Here is a 13,409-nt window from a genome sequence, read left to right on the forward strand (position 1 = left end):
CGACCGAGGTCGGCACCTACCAGGCCTGCCGCATCGCCACGCGTAGATGCATCGGAAACCCCAGCGCGGCCTCTTCGGCCATCACCGCCTGCAGCCCTGCACCCCACTCCGCCTCCGGTACGGCGACGAACCCTTCACTGGCATAGAAGGCCGCATTCCACGGCACGTCGGACAACGTGGTCAGCACGGCCGAGCGATAGCCCGCCGCCCGGGCCTGTACCAATGCATGGCGCAACAACGTGCGCCCATGACCTTGCCGCGCGTGTGCAGGATCCACATCCATCTGCAGCACGTGGAACTCACCTGCCAGTTCGCCGGCAAGCAGATAGCCGGCGATGCCACCGTCTGCCGCATCCACCACCCACAGCTGCCCGCGTTCAAGGCCATCCTGTAGTGTCGGCAGGTCCAGGCCATACCCGGCGAACACCGGATAGGCCTCATGGCCCCTCAACACCTCGCCGGCGCGCTGCTCGATGCCGGGCAGCACACCGAGTTCATCGGCGCGGGGAATGCGGGGCTCAGGACTTCTTGAGCGGGCGCTTCCAGCCATCGATGGTTTCCTGTCGGACACGCGCCAGTGTCAGCTTGCCGTCCGGCGCGTTGCGAGTGATGACCGAACCGGCGGCAATGGTCGCGCCGTCGCCAATGGTCACCGGTGCCACCAGCGAGCTGTTGGAGCCGATGAACGCGTTGTCGCCAATGGTGGTGGTCGACTTGTTCACGCCATCGTAGTTGCAGGTGATGGTGCCAGCGCCGATGTTCACCTTGCTGCCGATCACCGCATCGCCCAGGTAGGTGAGGTGATTGGCCTTGCTACCGACACCCAGCGTGACCTTCTTGGTCTCGACGAAGTTGCCGACGTGCACGCCATCGGCCAGCACGGTGCCCGGTCGCAGGCGCGCGAATGGGCCGATCTGCGCGGCGCCCTCGGTAACCACGCCCTCCAGATCGCAGTGCGCACGCACTTCGGTGCCCGGCCCAAGGTTGACGTCCTTCAAACGGTTGAACGGACCGACGGTGACGCCGTCGCCGAGCACCACGTTGCCCTCGAGCACGACATCGACGTCGATCAGCACGTCGCTGCCCACGGTGACAGTGCCGCGGATGTCGAGCCGGGCCGGATCGCGCACGCGCGCCCCCTGTGCGCACAAGGCCCGCACCGCACGACGCTGCCAGGCACGCTCCAGCTGCGAGAGCTGCCAGGGGTCGTTTGCCCCTTCGGCCTCCTGCGCGTCGGCCACCAGTGCCATTTCGGCCGGCGTGTACTCATGGGCGGCAAATGCAAAGACATCGGTGAGGTAGTACTCGCCCTGTGCATTGCTGTTGGAAAGCTGCGACAGCCACCGGCGCAGCGCAGTCGATTCGGCGGCGATGATGCCGGTATTGATCGTGCGCACGCGCAGCTGGTCATCGGTGGCGTCCTTCTGCTCGATGATCGCGCCAACCTTGCCCTCGGCATCGCGCAGCACGCGCCCATAGCCGGTCGGGTCATCCACCTCGGCTACCAGTACCGCCAGCCGGCCCGGCTGTGCGAGCAGGTCGCGCAGGGTCTGCGCACGGATCAGCGGCACGTCGCCGTACAGGACCAGCACCTGCGCCAGGTCGGGAACCTGGGGCATCGCCTGCGCTACCGCGTGGCCGGTGCCGAGCTGCTGTGCCTGCTCGGCCCATTGCAGGTCGGGTTGGCCGGCGAAGTACTGGCGCACCGCCTCGCCGCCATGGCCATGGACCACGTGGATCGCCGCCGGCTGGAGCTCACGGGCCGCGTCGATCACGTGCGCCAGCATCGGCTGGCCCGCGATCGGCTGCAGCACCTTCGGCAGCACCGACTTCATGCGCTTGCCTGCGCCGGCGGCGAGGATGATGACGTGCAGAGGTTGGGTCATGGGAACGGCGGTCCGTGGTTCGTTGCCGGTGATTCTAGAGCGTGCGCCGTTAACATGGGCATCCCTCCTCCCTTCGCCATGCCGATGAGCCTCGTCCGCCAGGGAAGCGCCTACCTCGTCATCGGGCTCGTGCAGCTGCTGCTCGACTGGCTCGTGTTCGTGGTCACCACCGCGCTCGGCATGCCCGTGGCGCCGGCCAACATCGCCGGGCGCCTGGCCGGCATGCTGCTGGGCTTCTGGCTCAACGGCCGCTACACCTTTGCCGAGGCCGGCACCCGCAAGCTGGGATGGAAGCGATTTGCACGCTTCTTCGGCCTATGGCTGCTGCTCACCGTGGCGAGCACATTGCTGGTGAGCCTGGTGGACCACGCGCTGGGCCTGCAGAACACCTGGCTTGCCAAACCGCTGGTGGAAGGCGGCCTGGCGTGTGTGTCGTTCCTGCTGATGCGGTACGTGGTGTATCGCTGAGACGGCACCAGGATCGGGGATCGGGATCGGGATCGGGATCGGGATCGGGATCGGGATCGGGACTGGGGACCGGGACTGGTAGAGTCGACTGTTAGTCGACTAACGCGCGCAGCGCGGGATTTTCGCGGCCTGAACGTAGAGCAGTCGACTAACAGTCGACTCTACCCAGTCGAATCCACCCGGTCGACTCTACCCAGCCACCCGAACAAAAACGCCGGCACAGGGCCGGCGTTTTCGTGGATACAGCGCGGAACCTCAGTGCTTGAGGGTCTTGCGCAGGCGTTCCAGGGCCTGCAGCTGGACGACGGCTTCGGCCAGCTTCTGCTGGGCTTCGGCCACTTCCATGGCTTCACCGCGGTTGGCCAGGATGCGTTCGGCTTCTTCCTTGGCCTTGCGGACCGAGGCTTCGTCGATGTCCTGCGCGCGGATCGCGGTGTCGGCCAGCACGGTCACCACCTGCGGCTGCACTTCCAGGATGCCGCCGGAAATGGCGAAATCCAGCTGCTCGCCATTCGGCGTGGTCACCACCACCTTGCCCGGCTTCAGGCGGGTGATCAGCGGCGCGTGCTTGGGCGCGATGCCCAGTTCGCCCAGCTCACCGGTGGCCACGACCAGGGTCGCTTCGCCACGGAAGATTTCCTGCTCGGCGCTGACGATGTCGCAACGGATCGTGCTCATGCAAATCTCTTCGCTGTTCGCGGCGGCGCAATGCCACCGTGGGAGTCCACCGGCGCGAGCGGTTGCCCGGCGCCGGCGTCAGGTCGGGCAGGATCGCTCCCGCCCGCCCCGGATCAGGCCTTCTCGGCCATCTTCTTGGCCTTCTCGACCGCTTCTTCGATGCCGCCGACCATGTAGAACGCCTGCTCCGGCAGGTGATCGTACTCGCCATCGACGATGGCCTTGAAGCCACGGATGGTGTCCTTCAGCGGCACGTACTTGCCCGGCGAACCGGTGAACACTTCGGCCACGTGGAACGGCTGGCTGAAGAAGCGCTCGATCTTACGGGCGCGCGACACGGCCTGCTTGTCCTCTTCGGACAGTTCGTCCATGCCCAGGATCGCGATGATGTCCTTCAGTTCCTTGTACTTCTGCAGGGTCTGCTGGACGCGCTGAGCGGTGTCGTAGTGCTCGTGGCCGATGACCAGCGGGTCCATCTGGCGGCTGGTGGAGTCCAGCGGATCGACGGCCGGGTAGATACCCAGCGAGGCGATCGAACGCGACAGGGTAACGGTCGAGTCCAGGTGGGCGAAGGTGGTTGCCGGCGACGGGTCGGTCAGGTCGTCCGCGGGAACGTAGACGGCCTGGATCGAGGTGATCGAACCGTTCTTGGTCGAGGTGATGCGCTCCTGCAGGACGCCCATTTCCTCGGCCAGGGTCGGCTGGTAACCCACGGCGGACGGCATGCGGCCCAGCAGTGCCGACACTTCGGTACCGGCCAGGGTGTAGCGGTAGATGTTGTCGACGAACAGCAGGACGTCCTTGCCCTTGCCGTTTTCGTCCTTCTCGTCGCGGAAGTACTCGGCCATGGTCAGGCCGGTCAGGGCGACGCGCAGGCGGTTGCCCGGCGGCTCGTTCATCTGGCCGTACACCATCGCCACCTTGTCGAGGACGTTGGAGTCCTTCATTTCGTGGTAGAAGTCGTTGCCCTCACGGGTACGCTCACCCACGCCGGCGAACACGGACAGACCGCTGTGCGCCTTGGCGATGTTGTTGATCAGTTCCATCATGTTGACGGTCTTGCCGACGCCGGCGCCGCCGAACAGGCCGACCTTGCCGCCCTTGGCGAACGGGCACATCAGGTCGATGACCTTGATGCCGGTTTCCAGCAGTTCGGTGGCCGGGGACTGGTCTTCGTACGACGGGGCCGCACGGTGGATTTCCCAGCTGTCGCTGGCGGCCACCGGGCCGGCTTCGTCGATCGGACGGCCGAGCACGTCCATGATGCGGCCCAGGGTGCCGGCGCCGACCGGCACCGAGATGCCACGGCCGGTGTTGACGGCAACCAGGTTGCGCTTCAGGCCGTCGGTGGAACCGAGGGCGATGGTACGCACCACGCCGTCGCCCAGCTGCTGCTGGACTTCGAGGGTGATCTCGGTGTTTTCCACCTTCAGTGCGTCGTACACCTTCGGCACCGATTCACGCGGGAATTCGACGTCGACGACCGCGCCGATGATCTGAACGATCTTGCCCTGACTCATTGCTGCATCCTCTAATGTGTGCTTTGAACGAACGCGGTCAGACTGCTGCCGCGCCGCCGACGATTTCGGAGATTTCCTGGGTGATCGCTGCCTGGCGCGCCTTGTTGTAGACGAGCTGCAGGGTGCCGATCAGCTTGTTGGCGTTGTCGCTCGCCGCCTTCATCGCAACCATGCGTGCCGCATGCTCGGAGGCGACGTTTTCCAGCAGTGCCTGGTACACCAGCGACTCGATGTAACGCGTCATCACGTGCTCGAGCACGGTCGCGGCATCGGGTTCGTACAGGTAGTCCCAGTCGTGGTGAGCGACCTGCTTCTCAGCCGGCGGCAGCGGCAGCAGCTGATCGAAGCTGGCCTTCTGCACCATGGTGTTCACGAAGCGGTTGTAGACCAGGTACACGCGGTCGATCTTGCCTTCGGTGAAGGCGTCGAGCATGACCTTGATCACACCGATCAGCGATTCCAGCTTCGGCACGTCGCCGATGTGGGTCACGCTGCCGACCATGTTGACCTTCACGCGGCGGAAGAAGGTCGAAGCCTTCTGGCCAATGGTCACCAGGTCCACTTCCGCACCCTTGTCCTGCCATGCCTTGGCTTCGCCCAGCATCTTGCGGAACAGGTTGTTGTTCAGGCCGCCAGCCAGGCCGCGATCGGAGGAGATCACGATGAAGCCGACCCGCTTGACCTGCTCACGCTCGACCAGGAACGGATGCTGGTAGTCGGTGCTGGCCTGGGCCAGGTGACCGATCACCTGCTTCATCGCCTGCGCGTACGGACGCGAGGTCTTCATCCGATCCTGCGCCTTGCGGATCTTGGAGGCCGAGACCATTTCCAGGGCGCGCGTCACCTTGCGGGTGTTCTGCACGCTCTTGATCTTGGTTTTGATTTCGCGTCCGCTTGCCATCTCTTGTTTCCCGTGGCGCGGGGCTGCTGCCCCGCGTTGTTCAACCGTTTGTCATCTGGTCCAGCGGAGCCAGCGGCTCCGCTCTACAGGACCGCGATTACCAGCTGCCGGTGGTCTTGAACTCGGCGATGCCCTTCTTGAAGGCACCTTCGATGTCGTTGTCCCAACCGCCGGTGGCGTTGACCTTGCTGACCAGCTCGCCCTGGGTGTTGGCGAAGTGGGCGTGCAGGCCTTCTTCGAACGCCAGCAGCTTGTTGACCGGCACGTCGTCGAGGTAACCCTCGTTGACGGCGTAGATCGACAGTGCCTGGTTGGCGATCGACATCGGCGCGTACTGCTTCTGCTTCATCAGCTCGGTGACGCGCTGGCCACGCTCCAGCTGCTTGCGGGTCGCTTCGTCCAGGTCCGAGGCGAACTGCGCGAACGCAGCCAGCTCGCGGTACTGGGCCAGCGAGATACGGATGCCGCCGGACAGCTTCTTGATGATCTTGGTCTGGGCCGAGCCACCGACGCGCGACACCGAGATACCGGCGTTCACGGCCGGGCGGATGCCGGCGTTGAACAGATCGGTTTCCAGGAAGATCTGGCCGTCGGTGATCGAGATCACGTTGGTCGGAACGAAGGCGGACACGTCGCCGGCCTGGGTTTCGATGATCGGCAGCGCGGTCAGCGAACCGGTCTTGCCGGTGACCTTGCCTTCGGTGAACTTCTCGACGTATTCCTCGGACACGCGGGCAGCGCGCTCGAGCAGACGGGAGTGCAGGTAGAACACGTCACCCGGGTAGGCTTCACGGCCCGGCGGGCGCTTCAGCAGCAGCGAGATCTGGCGGTAGGCGACAGCCTGCTTGGACAGATCGTCGTACACGATCAGCGCGTCTTCGCCGCGGTCCATGAAGTACTCACCCATGGTGCAGCCCGAGTAGGCGCTGATGTACTGCATGGCAGCCGATTCGGAAGCGGTCGCGGCCACCACGATGGTGTGGGCCAGCGCGCCGTTCTCTTCCAGCTTGCGCACGATGTTGGCGATGGTCGAAGCCTTCTGGCCGATCGCAACGTACACGCACTTGATGCCGGTGCCCTTCTGGTTGATCACGGCATCGATCGCCATCGCGGTCTTGCCGGTCTGGCGGTCACCGATGATCAGCTCGCGCTGGCCACGGCCGATCGGGATCATCGAGTCGACCGACTTGTAGCCGGTCTGCACCGGCTGGTCGACCGACTTGCGCCAGATCACGCCCGGCGCAACACGCTCCACCGGAGCGGTCAGGTCGGTGCCCAGCGGGCCCTTGCCGTCGATCGGCTCGCCCAGCGCGTTCACGACGCGGCCCAGCAGTTCCGGACCGACCGGCACTTCCAGAATGCGGCCGGTGGTCTTGGCGACGTCGCCTTCGCGCAGGTGCTCGTAGTCACCCAGCACCACGGCGCCGACCGAGTCGCGCTCCAGGTTCAGGGCGAGGGCGAAGGTGTTGTTCGGCAGTTCGATCATTTCGCCCTGCATCACGTCGGCCAGACCGAAGATGCGCACGATGCCGTCGGACACGCTGGTCACGGTGCCTTCGTTGCGCGATTCCGCGGCCAGCTTGACCTTCTCGATGCGGTTCTTGATCAGTTCGCTGATTTCGGAGGGGTTGAGCGTGGTTGCCATCGTCAAGTCCTAGTGCCGGCAGCGGGGCCGGACGTTAAATGAATTCAGTTAGCGAGCGCGGTCTGCAGACGGGCCAGCTTGCCCTTCAGCGAACCATCGATGACCACGTCGCCGGCGTCGATCACGGCGCCGCCGATCAGCGAGGCATCGACCGCGGTGGTCACGTCGACCTCGCGGTTGAAGCGCTTGCGCAGCGCGACCTTGATCGCGTCCAGCTCACCGGCCGACAGTTCGGCGGCCGAGGTGACGGTGGCCTTGACCACGTGCTCGGCTTCGGCGCGCAGGGCGTCGAACATGCCGGAAATCTCCGGCAGCAGCGGCAGACGATGCGATTCGGCCAGGATGGCCAGGAAGCGCGAGTAGGTCTCGCCGTGGGACACCGGCGCCAGCAGGGCGACGGCGTCGTCACGACCCAGCTCCGGGTTGGCGAGCAGGGCCGCCACGCGCGGGTCGGCGGCGACGTGGGCGGAGAACGCCAGGGCGTCCGACCACGGCGCGAACGCGCCTTCGTCGCGCGCGGTCGCGAACGCGGCGCGGGCGTACGGGCGGGCAAGCGTGAGGGCCTGGCTCATCCTTAGATCTCCGAGGCCAGCTCGTCGAGCAGCGCCTTGTGGGCGTTGGCGTCGATTTCGCGCTTGAGCAGCTTTTCGGCACCGGTCACGGCCAGCGCGGACACCTGCTTGCGCAGATCTTCACGGGCACGGTTGGCGGCGGCGTCGATTTCAGCCTGGGCCAGTTCCTTCTGACGGGTGGCTTCGGTGATCGCTTCGTTACGCGCAGCATCAACGATCTGGTTGGCACGCGCGTGGGCCTGATCGATGATCTCGTTGGCCTTGGTGCGTGCTTCCTTCAGCGCTTCGTTGACCTTCTCCTGCGCCTGGGCCAGATCTTTCTGGCTGCGGTCGGCAGCAGCGAGGCCTTCAGCAATCTTCTGCTGGCGCTCTTCGATCGCGTTCATCAGCGGCGGCCAGATCTTGGTCGCGATGATCCAGATCAGACCAGCGAAGGCCAGCGCCTGCGCAAGAAGGGTGAAATTGATATTCATGGTTAGCTCGATCGCTGGTTTCGGGGTGGACGCGCCGCCGTAGCGGCACATCCGGCCTTCATCCGAAACCGGGTGCATCAGCACCCGGTCGTCTCAAACCGCTGTATCAGCCGGCCAGAGCCTTGGTGACGGCGCCAGCGAAGGCAGCCGACAGCGGGTTGGCGAAGGCCAGCAGCAGGCCAACGGCGACCGAGATGATGAACGCGGCGTCGATCAGGCCGGCGGTGATGAACATGCGGACCTGCAGGACCGGGATCAGTTCCGGCTGGCGGGCGGCCGACTCCAGGAACTTACCAGCCATGATGGCCAGACCCAGACCGGCGCCCAGCGCGGCCAGGCCGATCATGATGCCGACGGCAAGGGCGGTGGAGCTCTGAATCTGCGCGAAGTTGGTCAGGACGGCGAAGTACATGGTTATCTCCAGGAACTTAAGTTGCTAAGGGTGATGAAACGGATGAAGGTTGAAACGCGTTGAAGCTTGAAACTCAGTGAGCGTCTTCCGACAGGCTCAGGTACACGATCGACAGCATCATGAAGATGAAGGCCTGCAGCGGGATCACCAGCAGGTGGAACAGCATCCAGCCGAGGCCGAACACACCACCGGCAATGGCACCGAAGAAACCGGCACCACCCAGCACCCAGATCAGCAGGAACACGATTTCGCCGCCGAACATGTTGCCGAACAGTCGCATCGCCAGCGAGATCGGCTTGCTCAGCCACTCGACGATGTTGAGGATCAGGTTGAACGGCATCATCCACTTGCCGAACGGCGCCGTCAGGAATTCCTTGATGAAGCCGCCCAGGCCCTTGGACTTGAGCGCGAAGAACAGCATCAGGAAGAACACGCTGATGGCCATGCCCAGGGTGGCATTGACGTCAGCGGTCGGCACCGGCTTCCAGTAGTGCACGCCCGCCCATTCCAGCGGCTTGGCGATGAAATCGGCCGGGATCATCTTCAGCAGATTCATCAGCAGAATCCAGAAGAAGATGGTGATGGCGATCGGCGTGACCAGCTTGCTCTTGCCGTGGTAGGTGTCCTTGGCCTGGCGGTCGACGAACTCCAGGCAGATTTCAACGAAGGCCTGCCACTTGCCCGGCACGCCGGCGGTGGCCTTGCGGGTGCCCAGCCAGAACGCGACAACGATCACCAGGCCCATCAGGACCGCGGTGAGGAAGGTATCGACGTGGATATGCCAGAACATACCCTCACCCTTGCCGACCGGCGCGGTCAGGTTGTGCAGGTGATGCTGGATGTAGCTGGTAGGGGTTAGAGCCTCGCCCGCCATGTGTCCGGAACCTTCAGTTAATTGAATTCTGTCAACGCCTGGCCATCGCCAGGACCTGGAACATCAAGCCGACGGCGATACCGGCCAACAGCGCCAATGCAGGCAGCTTGAAGACCAGGAACCCCACCAGCAGGACGCCGAAAACCACAACCCACTTGGCCACGATCGCAATGATCAGGCGAGCCATCGCCGATCCTGCAGCCAGTGCCCCACCGCCCAGTGCCATCCGTGCCGCCACCCAGCCACCGGCCGAAATGGCCACACCGGACGCCAGCGCGCCGAGGGCGTATTTCGGACCTACCAGCAGGAAGGCCAGGGCCAGGACAGCCACTGCGGCCAGCGGGTAGACCGCGGCGCGCAGCATCAGTCGCCGACCCGCATCAACGGAGTTCAGCACAGGACGTCCCGCGTGGTTGCAAGTGGAGGGCTGAGGCGGCTACAGCAGGGGGGCCTCATCGAGCCGCCAAATTATAGCAATGGGACAATTTGCGAGACAACCGCTCCCTGTTCATCCCTGGAAGCCGCAAGTTGCGGTAACGGTTACATTTTTGCGTGCCACCAGGGGGACAATGACGTCCGCACCATGTTGCGACGCACTATTGAACTTTGGTCGCAGTCTGCGGAACTTTCGTCAGACATGCCGGTCCGATCATTCGACCTGCCTGCAGCATCCTCGTCGGCTCCGCCCCGCAGGTCCCACGATGGCCCCGAAGCCCGGCTCCGGGGCCATCTTTTTGCATCGTCGCGACAGCACTGAACCGTACACATGCCATGGACCATACGTTCACGCATGGTGGACGGGCCTGTCCGGCACAGTGGCCGTCATTCTGATGAACCACTGCAAGGACTCTTCGATGCGCCCCGTACCCACCCTGCTCGCCCTCTCCCTGCTCGCTGCCGGCGCCTCGTTCGCCAATGCGGCCCACGCCGCCGAAGGCGATGACCGCTTTGCCATCCGTCTGGGTGCGATGAACATCGATTCGGACAACACCCTCCGCGGCAGCACCACCGTGGCCGGCCAGGACATCTCCCTGAACCAGGACTTCAAGCTGGGTGGCAAGGAATGGGAGCCGCGCATCGACGGCATGTTCCGCATCAGCAACCGTCAGCGCCTCCTGTTCAACTACTTCAAGTACGACAAGGACCGCCGCGAGACCCTCGACCAGGGCATTTCCTTCGGCGGTGAGAACGTGCCGGCCGGCAGCTTCGTGAAGGGTGAGCTGAAGTATCAGGTGGCCAGCCTGGTCTATGACTACTCGGTGGTTGATACCGACACCTTCGACCTCGGCCTGCAGATCGGTGGCGAGTACGCCAAGGTCAGCACCAAGGGGTACGCCGACCTGGGCACGGTGTACGAAGGCCAGTTCCTCGACGAGAAGGCCGATGGCGTGGCACCTGTGGTCGGCGCCCGCATGACCTTCACGCCGTCCGAGCGCTGGATGATCACGCTGCAGGGCCAGTACCTCAACACGCGCTGGGGCAGCTTCGATGACTACAAGGGCGACCTGAGCCGCGCCAATGCCATCGTCGATTACCGCTTCACCAAGAACTTCGGCGTGTTCGCCGGCTACGACTGGTTCAAGCTGGACGTGGACAAGAAGGGCAGCGACGGTACTGTCGGCCTGAAGCAGGAATTCAAGGGCCCGGTGGCCGGTATCAGCTTCGTGTTCTGATCCCCCGCCCCTTCCACGGCACTCTCTCTCCTGGCGCGGCCTCCGGAACATCGGGGCCGCGTTTTTTGTGGCATCGTCGAGCAGAGAAGCAGGTTGGTCGAGCGCGGGGGGAGAGGGGCTTGCGTGCGAATGTCCCCCGGCGCCGGCCTACGGCCGACGCCTCCTCCTTTACTTCGCACACAAGCCCCTCTCCCCCCGCGTGTCAGGAATCCGGGCGGCTTTGGCACTGGCTCTGACTATCCGCAAGCCGAGCCGCTGCGCGGGTGGCAGGCGTTTGGACAAAGTAAAGGAGGAGGCGACCGCCGCAGGCGGGCGGCGGGGGACATTTGTCCAAACGCCTGCCACCCGCGCAGCGGCCCCACCGCTCGCAAAAATCCGGAGCGGAGAAACAAAAAACCCCAGCAGATGCCAGGGCTTTTCGTTCGGAACGGCGCGGGCGCCTTACTTCTTCTTCGGCATGTACAGATCGGTGATCGTGCCGTCGTAGATTTCCGACGCCATCGCCACCGACTCGCTCAGCGTCGGGTGGGCATGGATGGTGTGGCCGATGTCTTCCGCCTCCGCACCCATCTCGATGGCCAGGCCGATCTCGGCCAGCAGATCACCGGCGTGCACGCCGACGATCGCACCGCCGATGATGCGGTGGGTTTCTTCGTCGAAGATCAGCTTGGTGAAGCCCTCGGTGCGGCCGATGCCGATCGCGCGGCCACTGGCGGCCCACGGGAACTTGGCCACGCCGACCTTCAGGCCCTTGGCCTTGGCTTCGGTCTCGGTCACGCCAACCCAGGCGATTTCCGGGTTGGTATAGGCCACCGACGGAATCACGCGGGCCACCCATTCCTTCTTGTGCCCAGCAGCCACTTCGGCGGCCAGCTTGCCCTCATGCGTGGCCTTGTGGGCCAGCATCGGGTTGCCGACGATGTCGCCGATGGCAAAGATGTGCGGCACGTTGGTGCGCATCTGGCGGTCGACCGGGATGAAGCCACGGTCGGTGACCTGCACGCCGGCCTTCTCGGCATCGATCTTCCTGCCGTTCGGCGAGCGGCCCACGGCCACCAGCACGCGGTCGAAGGTGCCCTGCGCCAGCGCAGGCGCCTGGCCTTCCTCGGCGGCTTCGAAGGTGACGGTGATGCCCTTGGCATCGGCGGTGACGCCCGAGGCCTTGGTCTTCAGGTGCACTTCGATGCCCTGCTTCTTCAGGCGGTCGGCCAGCGGCTTGACCAGGTCCTTGTCGGCGCCCGGCATCAGCTGGTCCATGAACTCGACCACGGTGACCTTGCTGCCCAGCGCGCTGTACACGGTGGCCATTTCCAGGCCGATGATGCCGCCGCCGACGACCAGCAGCGAGCCCGGCACTTCGGCCAGCTCCAGCGCGTCGGTGGAATCCATCACGCGCTTGTCGTCCCACGGGAAGTTCGGCAGCTTCACCGCCTGCGAACCGGCGGCGATGATGCACTTCTGGAAGCGCAGCAGCTGGGTGCTGCCGTCAGCAGCGGTGATTTCCAGCTCGTTGGCCGAGATGAACTTGCCGACGCCCTGCACGCTGCGGACCTTGCGCTGCTTGGCCATGCCGGCCAGGCCCTTGGTCAGCTGGTTGACGACCTTTTCCTTGTACTCGCGCAGCTTGTCCAGGGTGATGGTCGGCTTGCCGAATTCGACGCCGAAATCACCCGCGTGGGCCACTTCGTCGATGACCGCTGCGGCGTGCAGCAGCGCCTTGGACGGAATGCAGCCCACATTGAGGCAGACGCCGCCGAGGCTGGCGTAGCGTTCGACCAGCACCGTATCCAGACCGACGTCGGCAGCGCGGAAGGCGGCGGTGTAGCCGCCCGGGCCCGAGCCCAGCACGACCATCTCGCATTCGATGTCGGCCGGCTTGCCGCTGGACAGCGCCGGCTTCGGCGCAGCCGGTTCGGCCGGGGCGCGGTGCGACGGGGTCACCGGCGGCTTGCTGGCCGGAGCGGCTGCAGCCGGAGCCGGCGCAGCGGCCTTGGCCGGGGCTTCGGCGGCGCCTTCAGCGTCCAGCACCACGACCACGGCGCCTTCGGACAGGGTGTCGCCCAGCTTGACCTTGATCTCCTTGACCACGCCGGCAGCCGAGGACGGCACTTCCAGGGTGGCCTTGTCCGATTCCAGGGTTACCAGACCCTGGTCCTTCTTCACCGTGTCGCCGACGGCGACCAACACTTCGATCACCGGCACATCGCTGTAATCGCCGATGTCGGGAACCTTGACTTCAATCGTGGCCATGGTGGGTTTTCCTCATGCCCGCCCGGCATGGCCGGTGGGCTGTCACTGCATCTGTTC

The 13,409-nt window shown here is 64.9% G+C and carries 14 protein-coding genes; 2 read left to right on the top strand and 12 right to left on the bottom strand.

The window, feature by feature from the left end:
- Positions 1 to 16: 16 nt before the first annotated feature.
- Both AC5P68_RS14810 and glmU read right to left on the bottom strand, forming a co-directional pair.
- Positions 17 to 550: a GNAT family N-acetyltransferase gene (locus AC5P68_RS14810; protein ID WP_049433160.1), complete on the bottom strand. Its 534-nt coding sequence runs from the start codon at positions 548 to 550 to the stop codon at positions 17 to 19.
- Positions 519 to 1,886 (bottom strand): bifunctional UDP-N-acetylglucosamine diphosphorylase/glucosamine-1-phosphate N-acetyltransferase GlmU, encoded by a 1,368-nt coding sequence (gene glmU / locus AC5P68_RS14815; protein ID WP_288419497.1) that lies wholly within the window; start codon positions 1,884 to 1,886, stop codon positions 519 to 521. The genes AC5P68_RS14810 and glmU overlap by 32 nt, the downstream gene beginning before the upstream one ends.
- Positions 1,887 to 1,970: 84 nt before the next feature.
- On the opposite strand from glmU, the gene AC5P68_RS14820 reads away from it, so the two are divergent.
- A complete protein-coding gene (locus AC5P68_RS14820) occupies positions 1,971 to 2,354 on the top strand; it encodes a GtrA family protein (RefSeq protein ID WP_414498073.1) in 384 nt (127 codons plus the stop codon).
- A gap of 255 nt (positions 2,355 to 2,609) precedes the next feature.
- On the opposite strand, the gene AC5P68_RS14825 is transcribed toward AC5P68_RS14820, so the two are convergent.
- The 9 genes from AC5P68_RS14825 to AC5P68_RS14865 form a co-directional block, all read right to left on the bottom strand.
- Positions 2,610 to 3,032 carry a F0F1 ATP synthase subunit epsilon gene (locus tag AC5P68_RS14825; RefSeq protein WP_005411127.1) on the bottom strand — a complete coding sequence of 141 codons (423 nt, stop codon included), beginning with the start codon at positions 3,030 to 3,032 and terminating at the stop codon, positions 2,610 to 2,612.
- A 113-nt stretch (positions 3,033 to 3,145) separates the two neighbouring features.
- Entirely contained in the window at positions 3,146 to 4,552 is a 1,407-nt protein-coding gene (atpD, locus tag AC5P68_RS14830) for a F0F1 ATP synthase subunit beta (RefSeq protein WP_005411128.1), read from the bottom strand.
- Positions 4,553 to 4,589: 37 nt separating this feature from the next.
- Positions 4,590 to 5,453, bottom strand: coding sequence for a F0F1 ATP synthase subunit gamma (gene atpG / locus AC5P68_RS14835; RefSeq protein ID WP_005411129.1), 864 nt, complete (start codon positions 5,451 to 5,453; stop codon positions 4,590 to 4,592).
- Between the two features lie 97 nt (positions 5,454 to 5,550).
- A complete protein-coding gene (gene atpA / locus AC5P68_RS14840) occupies positions 5,551 to 7,098 on the bottom strand; it encodes a F0F1 ATP synthase subunit alpha (protein WP_005411130.1) in 1,548 nt (515 codons plus the stop codon).
- Between the two features lie 44 nt (positions 7,099 to 7,142).
- Positions 7,143 to 7,670, bottom strand: coding sequence for a F0F1 ATP synthase subunit delta (locus AC5P68_RS14845; protein ID WP_005411131.1), 528 nt, complete (start codon positions 7,668 to 7,670; stop codon positions 7,143 to 7,145).
- Between the two features lie 2 nt (positions 7,671 to 7,672).
- On the bottom strand, positions 7,673 to 8,143 hold the full coding sequence (locus AC5P68_RS14850; RefSeq protein WP_005419512.1) for a F0F1 ATP synthase subunit B: 471 nt from the start codon (positions 8,141 to 8,143) through the stop codon (positions 7,673 to 7,675).
- Between the two features lie 106 nt (positions 8,144 to 8,249).
- Complete coding sequence (gene atpE, locus AC5P68_RS14855; RefSeq protein ID WP_005411133.1) at positions 8,250 to 8,555, bottom strand: F0F1 ATP synthase subunit C; 306 nt, start codon at positions 8,553 to 8,555, stop codon at positions 8,250 to 8,252.
- Positions 8,556 to 8,628: 73 nt separating this feature from the next.
- Entirely contained in the window at positions 8,629 to 9,429 is an 801-nt protein-coding gene (gene atpB, locus AC5P68_RS14860; RefSeq protein WP_005411134.1) for a F0F1 ATP synthase subunit A, read from the bottom strand.
- Positions 9,430 to 9,460: 31 nt separating this feature from the next.
- Entirely contained in the window at positions 9,461 to 9,826 is a 366-nt protein-coding gene (locus tag AC5P68_RS14865; RefSeq protein WP_006394654.1) for a hypothetical protein, read from the bottom strand.
- A 457-nt stretch (positions 9,827 to 10,283) separates the two neighbouring features.
- On the opposite strand from AC5P68_RS14865, the gene AC5P68_RS14870 reads away from it, so the two are divergent.
- Positions 10,284 to 11,102 carry a hypothetical protein gene (locus AC5P68_RS14870; RefSeq protein WP_032967007.1) on the top strand — a complete coding sequence of 273 codons (819 nt, stop codon included), beginning with the start codon at positions 10,284 to 10,286 and terminating at the stop codon, positions 11,100 to 11,102.
- Between the two features lie 441 nt (positions 11,103 to 11,543).
- Here AC5P68_RS14870 and lpdA read toward each other — a convergent pair whose 3' ends face one another.
- Positions 11,544 to 13,352 (bottom strand): dihydrolipoyl dehydrogenase, encoded by a 1,809-nt coding sequence (gene lpdA / locus AC5P68_RS14875; protein ID WP_049454969.1) that lies wholly within the window; start codon positions 13,350 to 13,352, stop codon positions 11,544 to 11,546.
- Positions 13,353 to 13,409: the final 57 nt, after the last annotated feature.

The sequence above is a fragment of the Stenotrophomonas sp. YJH_SMC_58 genome (genome assembly GCF_059369635.1).